The organism is Streptomyces sp. NPDC001292 (genome assembly GCF_042896465.1).
Taxonomy (GTDB): Bacteria; Actinomycetota; Actinomycetes; order Streptomycetales; family Streptomycetaceae; genus Streptomyces.
Window position 1 is genome coordinate 45,563 of the sequence record NZ_JBIAXG010000006.1, and the last position, 15,898, is coordinate 61,460.

Sequence of the window (15,898 nt, forward strand, 5' to 3'; positions counted from 1 at the left end):
GGGCGCTTCGAGACGGGAATTCCTCCGTCCGCGCAACGCTTCCGGAGTGATCAATTCCGAAATCCACAGATCTTCCACACAGCCTGTGGATAACTCTCCGGAGGGTGTGGATTCCTGTGGACAACTCGACCCCAAGTCCCCTTCCGCACAAGGGAATCAGGTCAACGCGGCGCCCGCCACCTGCCTCGTTCCAGGGAGGCGGGGCCCCATTATTGACACGGGAGGCAAGTCCCTCATAACAGTGCGTAAGGAACGGTTCGGAATACTGGGTCGTGGGGTGGAACGTCGCACCGGTAGCCTTGACCGCGTGATTGACCTTCGTCTGCTCCGTGAAGACCCCGACCGTGTGCGCGCCTCGCAGCGTGCCCGTGGAGAGGACGTCGCGCTCGTCGACGCCCTCCTGTCTGCCGACGAGCGGCGCAGGTCGTCCGGCGTCCGCTTCGACGAGCTGCGCGCCGAGCAGAAGGCGCTGGGCAAGCTCATCCCCAAGGCCTCCGGTGACGAGAAGGCCGAGCTCCTGAAGCGGGCGAGCGGGCTCGCCGCCGACGTCAAGACCGCCGACGCCGAGCGCGACGCGGCCGACGCCGAGACCCAGGAGCTCCTGCTCCAGCTCGGCAACCTCATCCACCCCGACGTTCCCGTCGGCGGCGAGGAGGACTTCGTCACGCTGGAGACGCACGGCACGATCCGCGACTTCGCCGCCGAGGGCTTCGAGCCCAAGGACCACCTCGAGCTCGGCCGGCTCCTCGGCGCGATCGACGTGGAGCGCGGCGCGAAGGTCTCCGGCTCGCGCTTCTACTTCCTCACGGGTGTCGGCGCCCTGCTGGAGCTGGCGCTGGTGAACGCGGCGATCGCCCAGGCCACCGCGGCCGGCTTCACGCCGATGCTGACCCCCGCGCTGGTCCGCCCCCAGTCGATGGCGGGCACGGGCTTCCTCGGCCAGGCGGCCCAGGACGTCTACCACCTCGACAAGGACGACCTGTACCTGGTGGGCACCTCCGAGGTGCCGCTGGCGGCGTACCACATGGACGAGATCATCGACGCCGAGCGCCTCCCGCTGCGGTACGCCGGATTCTCGCCGTGCTACCGCCGCGAGGCCGGCTCGCACGGCAAGGACACCAAGGGCATCTTCCGCGTCCACCAGTTCGACAAGGTCGAGATGTTCTCCTACGTCACCCCCGAGGAGTCGCAGGAGGAGCACCGGCGGCTGCTGGAGTGGGAGAAGCAGTGGCTGACCTCGCTGGAGCTGCCGTTCCGCGTGATCGACGTCGCCTCGGGCGACCTGGGCGCCTCGGCCTCGCGCAAGTTCGACTGCGAGGCGTGGGTCCCGACCCAGGGCAAGTACCGCGAGCTGACCTCGACCTCGGACTGCACCGAGTTCCAGTCCCGCCGGCTCCAGATCCGCTTCCGTGACGGCAAGACGGTCCGCCCGCTGGCGACGCTCAACGGCACGCTGTGCGCCGTTCCGCGCACCATCGTCGCGATCCTGGAGAACCACCAGCAGGCCGACGGCTCCGTGCGGGTGCCTGAAGTGCTGCGTCCCTACCTCGGCGGCCGGGAGGTCCTGGAACCGGTGGCCGAGTGAGACCCGCCGCCGGGCCGTTCCCCTACAAGCTGATCGCGACCGACCTCGACGGGACGCTCCTGCGCTCCGACGGGTCGGTCTCGCGGCGCACCCGTCAGGCGCTCGCCGCGGCCACCGCGGCGGGTGCCGCGCACCTCGTCGTCACCGGCCGCGCGGTGCCCTGGACCCGGCACGTCCTCGACGACCTCGGCTACCGGGGCCTCGCGGTCTGCGGCCAGGGCGCCCAGGTGTACGACGCCGGTGAGCACCGCCTGCTGACCTCGGTGACCCTGGACCGGCAACTGGCGGCGGTGGCCCTGGCCAAGATCGAGGCGGAGGTCGGTCCGCTGTACCTGGCGGCCAGCCGCGACGGGCTGGACGGCGAGGTGCTGGTCGGTCCCGGCTACGCGGTCGCGGGGCCGCTTCCGGCGACGCCGTTCACGGACGTCGCGTATCTCTGGAGCGCGCCCCTCAACAAGATCTACGTCCAGCACCCGGACCTCACGGACGACGAGCTGGCCGACGTGGCCCGCCGGACCGCCGGCGGTTTCGTCTCGGTCACCATGGCCGGAGAGGGCATCGTCGAGCTGCTGCCGCTGGGCCTGTCGAAGGCGACGGGGCTTTCACTGGCCGCACGGCGGCTGGGTCTGAAGGCGGCGGACGCCATCGCCTTCGGCGACATGCCCAACGACGTCCCGATGTTCGCCTGGGCGTCCCGGGGCGTGGCGATGGCCAACGCCCACGAGGAACTGAAGGCGGTCGCCGACGAGGTGACGGCCTCGAACGACGAGGACGGCATCGCGGCGCTGCTGGAGAAGCTGGCGGGCTGAGTCTTCGGTCTCTGCGGAGGATGCACGGATCGAACGTGCACGGGGGTGACCCCGACCGCGGCTTGAACCAAGCCGGTGCCTTGCCACTCGGCCAATCCTCCGGGTGGGCGGCCCACGCGAAGGGATTCGCGTGCTCGAAGCGGCCGCCCCGGGCAGCTCCCCGTGCGGGGCGGGCTCGACGGAGCCGGTAGTTACTCCGGAGCCCGCCGCGGGCTGCCCTGTCGGGAGCTCGGCGTACTGCCGTGCATCGACATCGCCCAGCTCCTCTCCCAGAACGTGGCGCCGACTCGGTCCGGCGCGGTGGACACCACCACTGTGCCGCTACGACGGCTTCGGCGCCACCGAATTACCGGGCCCCTCACGCCATTACCGGGCGTCTCACGCCTCGTCAGCGCCGCCGCCACCGACGTCGGCGCGCCTTGCTGAAGAACCATCCGGCGGGCGGCTCGTCGGAGCGCCACGGCCGGGGCTCGGGCTCCTCGCGCCGCCAGCGCGCGGCAAGCATCCGCGCCCGGGCGGACGGCTCGGCGGTCCCGGCGGCCCGTATGAAGTCGGCGTCCAGGACGACGTCGTCCCACGTGTCCCCGGTCCTCCCCCGGCCGTCGCTCTCCGGCACTTCGCCCGCCATCGCGCCCTCCTGCTGCTTCGTCCACTTTGCCCAGTGTGCCCGGGTGGAGATGAAGCCTCCGTCAAGGCCGGGCAGGACCGCCCGGCCTCGAGCGGGTGCCTCACTCCTCGCCGGCGAGGGTCAGCGACCGCAGTTTCTGCCCGGCGTACCAGGTGGCCAGGACGGTCACCACCACCAGCAGCACGGTCGCCGTCGGCAGCCCGACGTCGGAGGTGACCATGTCCCCGCCGGCGACCTTGTGCGCCACGGCCAGCGCCCACTGCTGGACGCTCAGCGTGCGCGCCCCGGGCACCAGGGAGCCGAACAACGCCTCCCAGACCAGCGCGTAGACGAGCCCGAAGACCACCGCGTGCCGGGAGACCGTGCCCAGCAGGAGGAAAAGGGCCGCGTAGGCGATGGAGGCGACCAGCGCGGCCACGGTGTAGGCGACGGCGATCTGCTGCCCGTTGCCGTTGAGGATCAGCCCGGCGACCAGTGTCGGCACCGCGGAGAAGACCATGGTCACCGCGATCGCCACGATCAGCTTGGTGAAGATGATCGTCGGCCGCTTGAGCGGCTTCGACAGCAGGTACACCACCGAGCCGTCGTCGATCTCCGGCCCGATCGCTCCGGTCCCGGCGATGACGCCGATGATCGGCACCATGGTGGCGAGCGCGAACCCGCCCAGGACGTTCACCGCCGTCTGGTCGTCGGCTCCGGCGAGGGCGCGGACGGCCGCGGCGATCACGATCAGCAGCAGCGGCAGCGCGCCGAGGATGAGGGCCCGGCGGCGGCCGAGCAGGGCCCGGTAGGTGAGCCGGGCGACTGTGGGGTCGTACATCTTCGGCCTCCTACGCCGCGACCAGGTACGAGAAGACGGACTCGAGGGACTCGTCGGAGGGCGAGACCGTGTGCAGCCGGATACCGTGGTCCCGGGCCACCCGCGGCAGCAGGGTCGTGAACCGGCCGAAGTCGACGGCCTGGATGCGCAGCGCGCCCTCGGCGAGGTCGACCTCGATGCCCGACGTCGAGGGGTCGGCGATCAGCGCGGCCGCCAGTGCCCGGTCGTCGCTGGAGCGCACCAGGTAGCGGTGCGGCCGGTCGGTCATCAGGCGGCGGATCCTGCGGAAGTCGCCGCTGGCCGCGTGCCGTCCGGCGACGACGACCTCGATGTGCCAGGCGAGCTGTTCGACCTCCTCCAGGATGTGGGAGGAGAACAGCACGGTGCGGCCCTCGTCGCCCATGCGCCGCAGCAGATCCATCAGTTGCATGCGCTGGCGCGGGTCCATGCCGTTGAACGGCTCGTCCAGCAGGAGCAGCGAGGGGTCGTGGACCAGCGCGGAGGCCATCTTGACCCGCTGGCGCATGCCCTTGGAGTAGGTGGAGATCTTCCGGTCCTGGGCGTACTCCATCTCGACGGTGGCGAGCGCCTTCTGGGCGGCCTCGGCGCCCAGGCCGTGCAGTTCGGCGTTGGCGACGACGAACTCGCGGCCGGTGAGGAAGTCGTACATCGCCTCCCGCTCGGGGACGATGCCGATGTGCCGGTAGATCTTCTCGTTGCGCCACACCGGCTGCCCGTCGAGGGTGACCGTGCCGGTGGAGGGGGCGAGGAAGCCGGCCATCATGTTGATCAGCGTGGACTTTCCGGCACCGTTGGGGCCGAGCAGGCCGGTGACGCCGGGGCCGATCGTCATGGTGATGTCGTTGACGGCGACCACGTTGCCGAACCAGCGCGAGACGTGGTCGATGCTGAGGGTCGTCACAGGCCCACCTTCTTGTAGCGGCGCAGCAGGAGGCCGTATGCGACGGCGATGAGGCCCAGGACGACGAGGACGTAGAAGACGCCCTGTCCGCTGTCCGGGCCGGTACCGCCGGGTGCCGAGGAGGTCGCGCCCAGGAAGGCGGTCTGTACGCCGTCGACGAGGGTGACCGGTGAGAACAGGCCGATCCAGGGGATGGCGCCGGAATTGTTCCGGACCTCCGCGATGGCCTGGAGGGTGGAGACGGCGCCGTAGGAGATGACCAGCACGGCGATCACCGCGGCGATGCCGAAGCCGCGGCGCGGGGTGACGGCGGCGATGACGAGGCCGATGCCGGCGAAGAGCAGTGAGAGCAGTGCCACGGAGACGACCCCCTCGGCGAATCCCTTGGTCTGGTCGGCGAAGTCCATCTTGGCCAGCAGCGCGCCCACGTAGAGCACGAGCAGCGGGGCGGCGGTCAGGACGAACAGCGCGGAGGCCAGCGCCGCGTACTTGGCACGCACGTAGTCGGCGGTCTCGATGGGGCGTGAGAAGTACAGCGGCACGGTCTTGAAACGCAGGTCGCGCGAGACGGACTGAGGTGCCTGCGAGGCGACGTACAGGCTGATGACGCCCTGCATGACGATGGCGTAGCGCGTGTACTCGATGGGCAGGTCCTTGGCCTTGGTGGCGACCGCGACGGCGACCATGATGGCCGCGGGCACGCACATCACCACGAACAACAGCATCGGCAGCACCTTGGACTTCACCGAGCGGCCGAGGCCGTAGGCGCCGCGCAGGGACTGCGAGTACAGCGAGCGGCGGGCGTAGGCGCGGCCGAGGCGGGGGCCGTCGTAGCTGCGGTAGCCGATGTTGTGGATGCGGGTCTGGTCACCCGTGGGCGCTGCCGCGGTGTGTTCAACCGCCATGGCCGACCGCCTCCTTCCGCTGTACGTCGTGCTGGTCGTCGCTGTCCCGGAAGACCTCCGAGATGTGGTGCCGTCGCTGCTCCATGCGCACCAGGCCGAGGCCGAGGTCCACGATCACGTCCCGCACCAGGTCGTACGTTTCCTCGCCCTGGGCGGTGAGCAGCAGGACGTGGCCCGCGCCCGGCAGGCCGGTGCCGTCCTGGGTCTCCACCCCGCGCGCGTGGAGCGCCTCGCGCACCGCGCGGGTGCCGTCCGGGTGCTCGTCGCTGTCGGTGACCTCGATGGCGAGGGTGGTCGTGGTCTGGGTGAAGTCGGTGGTGGAGCTGGAGCGCAGGAGCTTGCCGCCGTCGATGACGACGACGTGGTCGCAGGTGCGCTCCAGTTCGCCCAGCAGGTGGGAGGTGACCAGGACGGAGATGCCGAAGTCGGTGTGGATGCGGCGGATCAGGCCGAGCATGTCGTCGCGGCCGACCGGGTCGAGGCCGTTGGTCGGCTCGTCGAGGAAGACCAGCTGCGGATCGTGCACCAGGGCCTGGGCGAGCTTCACGCGCTGCTTCATACCGGTGGAGTAGCCGCCGATGGGGCGGTAGCGCTCCTCGTACAGGCCGACGTGGCGCAGGGTGTCCGCGGTGCGCTCGCGGGCGGCGGTCGGGGGCAGGCCGGACATGCGCGCCATGTGGACGACGAACTCGGTGGCCGAGACGTCGGGCGGCAGGCAGTCGTGCTCCGGCATGTAGCCGACGCGCTCACGGATGGCGGCGCCCTCGGTGGCGACGTCGAGGCCGAGCACCTCGGCGCGGCCCTCGGTGGCGGGGGACAGACCCAGCAGGATCTTGATGAGTGTGGACTTGCCGGCTCCGTTGGCGCCGACGAGTCCAGTCACACCTGGTCCGACGTCCACGGAGAGCCGGTCAAGCGCGGTCACCCGTGGGAACCGCTTGCTCAGGCTTTCGGTCGCGATCACAGTCACGCCTTCGACGGTAGTGATCCGGACCACGCCGGTCGTCAGACCCCAGAGCCGTCTTGGAGTCCGCCTCGAGTAGTACGGGGACCTTAAGGGTCGGGCCCCTGGGGCCGGGCGGTCTGCGGAGTGCCGACTCCCGGACCGCATTGTTGACGACTGGTCTAACAAGTGCCAGAGTCGCCAGGGTTCACATCACGGGCACGTACGGCAGCCGGATCCGACCCGGGCGGAGGAGACGTGACGACACTGAAGGGCGCGCGGGAGCGCTGGGTGCGCACGGGCGGGGTGGAGCTGTGCGTGGCCGAACTGGGCGATGCCGGGCGGGCCACGGTCGTCCTGGTGCACGGCTATCCGGACAGCAAGGAGGTCTGGTCGGAGGTCGCCGAGCGCCTCGCCGGCCGCTTCCACGTCGTGCTCTACGACGTCCGCGGCCACGGCCGCTCCACCGCGCCGCGGCCCCTGCGCGGGGGCTTCACCCTCGACAAGCTGACCGACGACTTCCTGGCGGTCGCGGACGCGGTCAGCCCCGGTGGACCAGTGCACCTGGTGGGGCACGACTGGGGCTCGGTGCAGTCCTGGGAGTTCGTCAGCGTTCGGCGCACCGAGGGCCGGATCGCCTCCTTCACGTCGGTGTCCGGCCCGTCCCTCGACCACTTCGGCCACTGGATCGCCGCTCGCGTCAGGCGCCCCACCCCGCGCCGGGTGGGCCAGCTCCTCGGCCAGGGCGCCAAGTCCTGGTACGTATACCTGCTGCACACACCCAAGCTGCCCGAGCTGGCCTGGCGCGGCCCGCTCGGCAAGCGCTGGCCCGGCATTCTGAGGCGCGTCGAGAAGATCCCCGGCGACGACTACCCGACCGCGTCGCTGCCCCGGGACGCGGCGCACGGCGCCTGGCTGTACCGGGACAACGTGCGGGCGCGGCTGCGCAGACCACGGGCGGACGCCCGCGCGCACGCCCCGGTGCAGCTCATCACCCCCCTTGAGGACGCCTTCCTCTCGGAGTACCTGTACGACGACCTGGAGCAGTGGGCCCCCGACCTGGTGCGCCGCACGCTCCCCGCCGGACACTGGGTCCCGCGCACCCGGCCCGACCAGCTGGCGGCCTGGATCACCGAGTTCGTCACGGCCACCGAGGGCGGGCAGCCGCGGCCGGCCGCCACCGGCAGGTACACCGACCGCTTCGCCGGGCAGCTCGTACTGGTCACCGGTGCGGGCAGCGGCATCGGACGGGCCACGGCTTTCGCCTTCGCCGGGGCGGGCGCCCGCGTGGTGGCCGTCGACCGGAACGCCGAGGCCGCGGCCCACACCGCCGAGCAGTCCCGGCTGCTCGGGGCGCCGGCCGCCTGGGCCGAGGCGGTGGACGTCTCCGACGAGCAGGCCATGGAGAAGCTGGCCGAAAAGGCCGACTCCGAGTACGGCGTGGTGGACGTCCTGGTGAACAACGCGGGCATCGGCCTGTCCGGCTCGTTCTTCGACCACACCCCCGAGGACTGGAGGAAGATCCTCGACGTCAATCTGTGGGGAGTGATCCACGGCTGCCGGCTGTTCGGGAAGCGGATGGCCGAACGGGGACAGGGCGGCCACATCGTCAACACCGCGTCCGCGGCCGCGTACCAGCCCTCGAAGGACCTGCCCGCGTACAGCACCTCCAAGGCGGCGGTGCTGATGCTGAGCGAGTGTCTGCGCGCGGAGCTGGCCGGGCAGGGGATCGGCGTCACGGCCGTCTGCCCCGGCTTCGTCGATACCGCCATCACGTCCACGGCGCACTTCGCGGGCGTCGACGCGGAGGAGGAGAAGCGCCGCCGGCAGCGCGCGGCCCGTCTGTACGGACTGCGCGGCTACCCGCCGGAGAAGGTGGCCGACGCGATCCTGCGCGCGGTCGTGCGCAACGAGGCGGTGGTGCCGGTGACGCCAGAGGCCCGTCTCCTGCGCGCGATGTCCCGGTTCACCCCGCGGGCGCGGCGCCGGCTCGCGCGGGCGAAGCCGCCGCTGGGTGCCGCGGATCCGGGCCAACGCGCCTGAATCGGCGGCCAGTTGTCCACAGCTTCGCGCCCCTTGCCTGTGGACAACATCACTTTGCTGTGGATCAAACCTCCCGGGCGGAATTGGCCTGCGTGATCCACGTCTCTCCCGGCACGCTGGTGGCATGGACGAAAAGCACGCCGTGAAGGTGTCGAAGTACCTCGCCAAGCACCTTCGCCACCAGCCCGAGAGGCTCGGGCTCACGCTCGACGAGAGCGGCTGGGTCGAGATCGACGCACTGATCACGGCGGCGGCCGCGCATGGCTTCCGGTTCACCCGCGAGGAACTGGACCACGTGGTGGCCACCAACGACAAGCGACGCTTCGCGATCGAGGGCAGCCGTATCCGCGCCAGTCAGGGCCACACCATCGACGTCGACCTCGGGCTGCCGGCCGCGACGCCGCCGCCGTACCTCTACCACGGGACCGTGGCCCGCAGCCTGGAGGCGATCCGCAGCGAGGGGCTGCGGCCCATGGACCGGCATGACGTGCATCTCTCGCCCGACCGCGAGACCGCGACCCGTGTCGGCGCCCGCCGCAGTCGCCCGGTCGTCCTCGCGGTGGACGCGGCCGCCATGCACCGTGACGGCCATGTCTTCCATGTCAGCGCCAACGGTGTGTGGCTGACGAAGTCCGTGCCACTCGAGTACCTGCGGTTTTCCGAGACCCGCTGATCCACTTCAGCCCATGACCGCCGGCCGCTCGCGGTGACCGTTTCACGTGAAACACCCGCGGGTGTCTAGGCTCGGGGCCATGAGTCTGCGTCTGAGCACCGTGATCCTTCCGTACCGCCGCTGGCACGCGGGCGGCCGTTCGGCATGGACGCGTGCCGAACAACTCGGCTTCCACGCCGCCTACACCTACGACCACCTGTCCTGGCGCAGCTTCCGGGACGGCCCATGGTTCGGGGCCGTGCCGACGCTGACCGCCGCCGCGGCCGTGACGGACCGGATGCGGCTGGGAACTCTGGTGACCTCGCCGAACTTCCGGCAACCGGTCACCCTCGCCAAGGAACTGATCTCCCTCGACGACATCTCAGGAGGCCGGATCACACTCGGTATCGGCGCGGGCGGCACCGGCTTCGACGCCACCGCGCTCGGGCAGGAGCCATGGACGCCGCGGGAGCGGGCCGACCGCTTCGCCGAGTTCGTTGCGCTGCTGGACCGGCTGCTGACCGAGGACGCGGTGTCGTACGAGGGCGACTTCTACTCGGCGCACGAGGCGCGCAACATCCCCGGCTGTGTTCAGCGGCCCCGGCTGCCGTTCGCCGTGGCCGCGACCGGACCGCGCGGGCTACGGCTGGCCGCACGGTACGGGCAGGCCTGGGTGACCACGGGTGACCCGAAGCTCTACGAGAGCGGCACGCCGGAGCAGTCCGTCCAGGCCCTCCGCGCCCAGACCCAGAAGCTCGCGGACGCGTGTGCCGCGGCAGGCCGTGACGCCTCCGTGCTCGACAAGGTCCTGCTCACCGGATTCACCCCCGATCGCGGTCGTCCGCTCGAGTCCCTCGACGCGTTCGTCGACTTCGCGGGCCGGCACCAGGAACTGGGTTTCACCGAGATCGTGATCCACTGGCCCATCCCCGGCTCGGACTTCGCCGCGGACCAGAAGGTCTTCGAGAGGATCGCCATGGAAGCGCCCTCCCAACTGACGTGACCGAGGCAACCCCTCAGATGTGCGAACTCTCGCACGCTCGTGCGGACATATAGGCGACAATGACGCGGTGACCTCAGCGACTCGACGGCCCGAGACCCCGGCCTCACCCCAGCTCTCGACCTCGTTCGAGCCGGGGGGCACCCCCGGCGTTCCGCCTCGGCTGATCGCCACCGATCTCGACGGCACCCTGCTGCGCGACGACAAGTCGCTCTCCCCGCGCACGGTCGCCGCCCTGGCGGCGGCCGAGGAGGCGGGCATCGAGGTCTTCTTCGTCACCGGCCGCCCGGCCCGCTGGATGGACGTGGTCAGCGACCATGTGCACGGCCACGGTCTGGCGATCTGCGGCAACGGCGCCGCCGTGGTCGACCTGCACGGCGGTCCCGGCGCCCACCGCTTCGTGAAGGTGCGGGAGCTGGCCCGGGAGAGCGCGCTGGACGCCGTACGGCTGGTGCGCGAGGCGGCACCGGGCACGGTGTACGCGGTCGAGCAGACCTACGGCTTCCATCAGGAGCCGGTCTATCCGAAGCTGCACATGGAGCTACCCGACGTCCTCGCGCCGGCCGAGGAACTGCTGGCGCCGGGCGGAGTCGGTGTCGGCCAGCCGATCCTGAAGATCCTCGCCTACCACCCCACGCTGGACCCCGACGCCTTCCTCACCGTCGCCCGTCTCGCCGTCGGCGACCGCGTCACCATCACCCGGTCCAGCCCGAGCGCCCTGCTGGAGATCAGCGGTCCGAACGTCTCCAAGGCGAGCACGCTGGCCCTGTGCTGCGCCGAGCGCGGCATCTCCCACGAGGAGGTCGTCGCCTTCGGTGACATGCCGAACGACGTCGAGATGCTCACCTGGGCCGGCCGGTCCTACGCCATGGGCAACGCGCACCCCGCCGCGATCGCTGCGGCGTCCGGACGGACCGTCGCCAACAACGAGGACGGGGTCGCGGTCGTCATCGAGCAGTTGCTGGGGGAGCGGCCGTAGCGGGCGAGCCGTCCGCCGGGGGCGGCCCGCGAACGGGCCGCTATCTCGCACCCACCACCAGCTCCGTCTGCGTCTCCCGTTCGACCATCCGCCGCAGCGGTCCCGGCAGCGCGGCCAGTTCCGCGTACGGTCCCCGCTGGACGACGCGCCCATCGTCGAGGACGATCACCTCGTCCACGGCCGCCAGGCCGGCCAGGCGGTGGGTGATGAGCAGCGTCGTACGGCCCTCGGTGGCGGCCAGCAGATCGGCGGTGAGCGCGTCGGCGGTCGCCAGGTCGAGGTGTTCGGCGGGTTCGTCGAGCACCAGCACCGGGAAGTCGGCGAGCAGCGCGCGGGCCAGGGCCAGCCGCTGACGCTGGCCGCCCGACAGCCGGGCACCGTGCTCGCCGACGAGCGTGTCGAGCCCGTCGGGCAAGGCGTCGACCCAGCCGAGCAGCCGGGCCCGCGCGAGGGCGTCCCGCAGGTCGGCCTCGGTCGCGTCCTTCTTCGCGAGCAGCAGGTTCTCGCGGACCGAGCTGTCGAAGAGGTGCGCGTCCTGGGCGCACAGCCCGACCAGCCGCCGTACGTCGTCGCCGGCCAGGGCGCTGGCGTCGACGCCGCCGAGGGTGTACGTGCCCGTCTCCTGGTCGAGGAAGCGCAGCAGTACCTGGGCGAGCGTCGTCTTGCCGGAGCCGGACGGACCGACCACGGCGACCCTGCGGCCCTCCCGGAGCGTCAGGTCGAGTCCGGTGAGCGCCGTCCGGTCCTGCCCCGCGTGACGCGCCGTCATCTTCCTGACGACCAGCGGGAACGGTGAGGCCGGTACAGGCCGGGGCCGCTCCGGTTCGCGGACGGGCTCGGGGGCGTCCAGGACCTCGTACACCCGCTCCGCGCTGCGGCGTACCCGTTGCCGGTAGCGCACGGCGAGCGGCATGCCGAGGACCGCTTCGAAGGCGGCCAGCGGGGTGAGGATGACGACGGCCATGGTCACGCCGCCGAGCCGCCCGTCGGCGACCGCCTGGGCACCGACCAGGGCGGCCGCCGCGACGGTCAGTCCGGAGATCAGCGCGGTGAGCCCGTCGCCGAGCGCGGTGGCGGTGGCGGCGCGCGAGGCGATCCGGGTGAGCAGCCGGTCGGCCCGCCGGGTCTCGGCGGTGCGGGCGGGCAGGGCGCCCGCGACGGTCAGTTCGGCGGTTCCGGTGAGCAGTTCGGTCACGCGGGTGGCCAGGGCGCCGCGCGCGGGGGCGAGCCGGTGCTCGGCATGCCGGGCCACGGCCCCGGTGACCAGCGGGACGCTGGCCCCGGCGGCGAGCAGTCCGGCCGCGAGCACCGCCCCGGCCTCCGGCAGCAGCCAGGCCGTGAAGGCGACGGAGGCGGCGGACACGGTCAGTGCCGCACCGGCGGGCAGCAGCCAGCGCAGCCAGTAGTCCTGGAGTGCGTCCACGTCGGCGACGAGCCGCGTCAGCAGATCGCCGCGGCGCATCCGGCGCAGCCCGGCGGGCGCCAGCCGCTCCAGCCTCCGGTAGACGGCCACCCGTGTGTCGGCGAGCATCCGCAGCACCGCGTCGTGCGAGACCAGCCGCTCCGCGTACCGGAAGACCGCCCGCCCGATGCCGAAGGCCCTGGTCGCCGTGACGGCCACCATCAGGTAGAGCACGGGCGGCTGTTGGGACGCCCGCGAGATGAGCCACCCGGAGGTCGCCATCAGCCCGACCGCGCTGCCGAGCGCCAGGCTGCCCAGCAGCAGGGCGAGGGCGAGCCGGCCGCGCCGGGGACCGGACATCGCGCGCACCCGGGCGAGGACGCCCCGCGCGACGGTGGTGACCTCGGTCCCGGGTTCGGCCGGGGCCGAGGCCGGTCCGGGCTCCGCTGTGTGCGCGGAGCGGGTCTCGGCGGTGCTGGCCACGGCCGGCGCCGGCCCGGGGGACTCGGTCCCGTCGAGACGCACGACCCGGTCCGCCACTTCCAGCAGTGCGGGCCGGTGCACCACAAGGAGCACTGTCCGGCCCACGGACAGCCGTCGCACCGCGTCCACGACCTCCGCCTCGGTCGCTCCGTCCAGGGCGGCAGTCGGCTCGTCGAGCAGCAGGACGGGCCGGTCGGCGAGGAAGGCCCGGGCGAGCGCGAGCCGCTGCCGCTGCCCGGCGGAGAGCCCGGCCCCGTCCTCTCCGAGTCGGGTGTCCAGTCCCTCCGGCAGCCCGTCCACGAACTCCAGCGCACCGGCGTCGGCCAGCGCCCCGCGTACGGCGGCGTCGTCCGCGTCGGGCCGCGCCAGCCGTACGTTCTCGGCGATCGTTCCCGCGTACAGGTGCGGCCGCTGCGGCACCCAGGCGATGCGCGAGCGCCACTGCTGCAGGTCGACATCGGCGAGATCGGCTTCCGCGACGCGCACCCTGCCCGCACTGGGCCGCACGAACCCCAGCAGGACGTTCAGCAGCGTCGACTTGCCCGCACCGCTCGGCCCGATGAGCGCGACCGTCTCCCCCGGCCGCACGGAGAAGGACACACCCGTCACCGCGTCCGCGGACCGCCCGGGATGGCGAACGCTCACGTCCTCGAAGGTCAGGGCCCCGGTGGGCACGGCCCCCGTGCCGGACTCCGGCACTGGGGTCTCCAGCACGGCGAAGATCTCCTCGGCCGCCGCCAGTCCCTCCGCCGCCGCGTGGTACTGCGCACCCACCTGACGCAGCGGAAGGTACGCCTCGGGCGCGAGCACGAGGATGACCAGCCCGATGTAGAGGTCCATGTCGCCGCTCACGAGCCGCATGCCGATCGTCACGGCGACCAGCGCCACCGACAGCGTGGCGAGCAGTTCCAGCGCGAAGGAGGACAGGAAGGCGATCCGCAGCGTACGCATGGTCGCCCGCCGGTACTCCCCGGTGATGCGCTGGATCGACTGCGCCTGCGCCTTGGCCCGGCCGAACACCTTCAGGGTCGGCAGTCCCGCGACGACGTCCAGGAAGTGCCCCGACAGCTGGGACAGCAGCCGCCACTGGCGGTCCCTGCGGGACTGGGTGGCCCAGCCGATCAGCATCATGAAGACGGGGATGAGAGGCAGGGTGGCGACGATGATGGCCGCCGAGACCCAGTCCTCGGTGACGATCCGGGCGAGCACCGCCACCGGGACGGCCACGGCCAGCCCCAACTGCGGCAGATAGCGCGAGAAGTAGTCGTCCAGGGCGTCGACACCCCGCGTCGCCAGGGCCACGAGCGAGCCGGTGCGCTGCCCGCTCAGCCAGCCGGGTCCCAGCGCCGCCGCGCGGTCCAGCAGCCGCCCGCGCAGCTCGGACTTCACCGCCGCGCTCGCCCGGTGCGCGGCGAGTTCGGTCAACCAGGAGACCAGCGCACGGCCACAGGCGACGACGGCCAACAGCAGCAGGGGAGTACGGAGGTCAGCGACCGGCATCCGGTGCTGGAAAGCGCCCACCGCCACCTCGGCGATGAGCATCGCCTGAGCGATGACCAGGCATGCCCCGATGGCGCCCAGCCCGACGACGGCCACCAGGAAGAGCCGGGTGGCGCGGGCGTGACGCAGAAGTCGCGGATCGATCGGTTTCATGGAGAACATGCCCTTCGGCCCTGAGGGTGTGTTTCACGTGAAACACACCCTCACCGGACTCAGTGCGCGGGTTCGGCGATGTGCTGCGTACCGATCCGCTTGCGGAACACCCAGTAGGTCCACCCCTGGTAGAGCAGGATGATCGGTGTGGCGATCCCGGCGCACCAAGTCATGATCTTCAGGGTGTACGGGCTGGACGAGGCGTTGGTGACCGTCAGGCTCCACTCGGCGTTGAGCGTGGACGGCATGACGTTCGGGAAGAGCGACAGGAACAGCATCGCCACGGCGGCCACGATGGTGACGCCCGACAGCCCGAACGCCCAGCCCTCGCGCCCCGCCTGGTTCGCCGCGAGCGCGGACACCAGGGTGACCACCGCCACGAGGAGCGCCACCAGGCTCCTGGCGTTGCCCGTGTGGGCCTGGGTCCACAGCAGGAAGGCCAGCGCCGCCACGGCCGTCACCAGCCCCACGCGCAGGGCCAGCTTCCGCGCCCGCTCACGGATGTCACCGACGGTCTTCAGCGCCGTGAACACCGTGCCGTGGAAGGTGAACAGTGTCAGGGTGACCAGCCCGCCGAGGAGCGCGTACGGGTTGAGCAGGTCTCCGACCCCGCCGACGTACTCGAGGTTCCGGTCGATCTTCACACCGCGCACGATGTTGCCGAAGGCCACACCCCACAGGAAGGCGGGGATCAGCGAGCTCCAGAAGATCGCGTTCTCCCAGTTGCGCTGCCAGTTCTCCTCCGGCCGCTTGGCCCGGTACTCGAAGGCGACTCCGCGCACGATCAGGCAGACCAGGATGACGAGCAGCGGCAGATAGAAGCCGGAGAAGAGCGTGGCGTACCACTCCGGGAAGGCGGCGAAGGTGGCGCCGCCCGCCGTGAGCAGCCAGACCTCGTTGCCGTCCCAGACCGGGCCGATGGTGTTGATCAGCACCCGCTTCTCGGGCCGGTTCCGGGCGAGCAGCTTGGTGAGGATGCCGACCCCGAAGTCGAAGCCCTCCAGGAAGAAGTAGCCGGTCCACAGGACGGCGATGAGGACGAACCAGACGTCGTGCAGTTCCATGGCTGTGCAG

General features: G+C 71.5%; 13 protein-coding genes and 1 tRNA gene. 6 read left to right on the plus strand and 8 right to left on the minus strand.

The genetic code is table 11. The annotated features are described in order from the left end of the window. Nucleotides 1–307 precede the first annotated feature (307 nt). Together serS and ACFY4A_RS09350 are read left to right on the plus strand one after the other, a co-directional pair. Nucleotides 308–1,585, plus strand: coding sequence for a serine--tRNA ligase (serS, locus tag ACFY4A_RS09345; RefSeq protein WP_390828812.1), 1,278 nt, complete (start codon nucleotides 308–310; stop codon nucleotides 1,583–1,585). Continuing rightward, on the plus strand, nucleotides 1,582–2,394 hold the full coding sequence (locus tag ACFY4A_RS09350) for an HAD family hydrolase (protein ID WP_390828813.1): 813 nt from the start codon (nucleotides 1,582–1,584) through the stop codon (nucleotides 2,392–2,394). The genes serS and ACFY4A_RS09350 overlap by 4 nt, the downstream gene beginning before the upstream one ends. A 14-nt stretch (nucleotides 2,395–2,408) precedes the next feature. On the opposite strand, the gene ACFY4A_RS09355 is transcribed toward ACFY4A_RS09350, so the two are convergent. The 6 genes from ACFY4A_RS09355 to ACFY4A_RS09380 form a co-directional block, all read right to left on the minus strand. Continuing rightward, nucleotides 2,409–2,495 (minus strand) — tRNA-OTHER (locus ACFY4A_RS09355). A 287-nt stretch (nucleotides 2,496–2,782) separates the two neighbouring features. Further along, nucleotides 2,783–3,022, minus strand: a complete 240-nt coding sequence (locus ACFY4A_RS09360; RefSeq protein ID WP_390828814.1) for a hypothetical protein — start codon at nucleotides 3,020–3,022, stop codon at nucleotides 2,783–2,785. A 100-nt stretch (nucleotides 3,023–3,122) separates the two neighbouring features. Beyond that, nucleotides 3,123–3,842, minus strand: coding sequence for an ABC transporter permease subunit (locus tag ACFY4A_RS09365; protein ID WP_390828815.1), 720 nt, complete (start codon nucleotides 3,840–3,842; stop codon nucleotides 3,123–3,125). Between the two features lie 10 nt (nucleotides 3,843–3,852). Then, complete coding sequence (locus ACFY4A_RS09370; RefSeq protein ID WP_390828816.1) at nucleotides 3,853–4,764, minus strand: ABC transporter ATP-binding protein; 912 nt, start codon at nucleotides 4,762–4,764, stop codon at nucleotides 3,853–3,855. Further along, nucleotides 4,761–5,669, minus strand: a complete 909-nt coding sequence (locus tag ACFY4A_RS09375) for an ABC transporter permease (RefSeq protein WP_390828817.1) — start codon at nucleotides 5,667–5,669, stop codon at nucleotides 4,761–4,763. Before ACFY4A_RS09375 ends, ACFY4A_RS09370 begins: the two co-directional genes overlap by 4 nt. Continuing rightward, nucleotides 5,659–6,633, minus strand: a complete 975-nt coding sequence (locus tag ACFY4A_RS09380; protein ID WP_390828992.1) for an ABC transporter ATP-binding protein — start codon at nucleotides 6,631–6,633, stop codon at nucleotides 5,659–5,661. The genes ACFY4A_RS09375 and ACFY4A_RS09380 overlap by 11 nt, the downstream gene beginning before the upstream one ends. Before the next feature lie 237 nt (nucleotides 6,634–6,870). Between ACFY4A_RS09380 and ACFY4A_RS09385 the strand changes: the two genes are divergently transcribed. The 4 genes from ACFY4A_RS09385 to ACFY4A_RS09400 all read left to right on the plus strand — a co-directional run bounded on the left by ACFY4A_RS09385 (nucleotide 6,871) and on the right by ACFY4A_RS09400 (nucleotide 11,286). Next, nucleotides 6,871–8,655, plus strand: coding sequence for an SDR family oxidoreductase (locus ACFY4A_RS09385; RefSeq protein ID WP_390828818.1), 1,785 nt, complete (start codon nucleotides 6,871–6,873; stop codon nucleotides 8,653–8,655). Between the two features lie 124 nt (nucleotides 8,656–8,779). Beyond that, nucleotides 8,780–9,328: an RNA 2'-phosphotransferase gene (locus ACFY4A_RS09390; RefSeq protein WP_390828819.1), complete on the plus strand. Its 549-nt coding sequence runs from the start codon at nucleotides 8,780–8,782 to the stop codon at nucleotides 9,326–9,328. Between the two features lie 79 nt (nucleotides 9,329–9,407). Beyond that, entirely contained in the window at nucleotides 9,408–10,310 is a 903-nt protein-coding gene (locus ACFY4A_RS09395) for an LLM class flavin-dependent oxidoreductase (protein WP_390828820.1), read from the plus strand. A 67-nt stretch (nucleotides 10,311–10,377) separates the two neighbouring features. Next, nucleotides 10,378–11,286 (plus strand): HAD hydrolase family protein, encoded by a 909-nt coding sequence (locus tag ACFY4A_RS09400; protein WP_390828821.1) that lies wholly within the window; start codon nucleotides 10,378–10,380, stop codon nucleotides 11,284–11,286. A 40-nt stretch (nucleotides 11,287–11,326) separates the two neighbouring features. On the opposite strand, the gene cydD is transcribed toward ACFY4A_RS09400, so the two are convergent. Both cydD and cydB read right to left on the minus strand, forming a co-directional pair. Further along, the gene (gene cydD, locus ACFY4A_RS09405) at nucleotides 11,327–14,824 is read right to left on the minus strand and encodes a thiol reductant ABC exporter subunit CydD (RefSeq protein ID WP_390828822.1); all 3,498 of its coding nucleotides are present in this window, start codon (nucleotides 14,822–14,824) and stop codon (nucleotides 11,327–11,329) included. Between the two features lie 59 nt (nucleotides 14,825–14,883). Continuing rightward, nucleotides 14,884–15,888: a cytochrome d ubiquinol oxidase subunit II gene (cydB, locus tag ACFY4A_RS09410; protein ID WP_390828823.1), complete on the minus strand. Its 1,005-nt coding sequence runs from the start codon at nucleotides 15,886–15,888 to the stop codon at nucleotides 14,884–14,886. Between the last annotated feature and the right edge of the window lie 10 nt (nucleotides 15,889–15,898).

Bases quoted from the DNA above. Each gene is read 5' to 3' on its own strand.
- ACFY4A_RS09390 (WP_390828819.1), top strand. From the start codon at position 8,780: ATGGACGAAAAGCACGCCGTGAAGGTGTCGAAGTACCTCGCCAAGCAC.
- cydB (WP_390828823.1), bottom strand. From the start codon at position 15,888: ATGGAACTGCACGACGTCTGGTTCGTCCTCATCGCCGTCCTGTGGACC.
- ACFY4A_RS09375 (WP_390828817.1), bottom strand. From the start codon at position 5,669: ATGGCGGTTGAACACACCGCGGCAGCGCCCACGGGTGACCAGACCCGC.
- ACFY4A_RS09360 (WP_390828814.1), bottom strand. From the start codon at position 3,022: ATGGCGGGCGAAGTGCCGGAGAGCGACGGCCGGGGGAGGACCGGGGAC.
- cydD (WP_390828822.1), bottom strand. From the start codon at position 14,824: ATGAAACCGATCGATCCGCGACTTCTGCGTCACGCCCGCGCCACCCGG.
- ACFY4A_RS09395 (WP_390828820.1), top strand. From the start codon at position 9,408: ATGAGTCTGCGTCTGAGCACCGTGATCCTTCCGTACCGCCGCTGGCAC.
- ACFY4A_RS09365 (WP_390828815.1), bottom strand. From the start codon at position 3,842: ATGTACGACCCCACAGTCGCCCGGCTCACCTACCGGGCCCTGCTCGGC.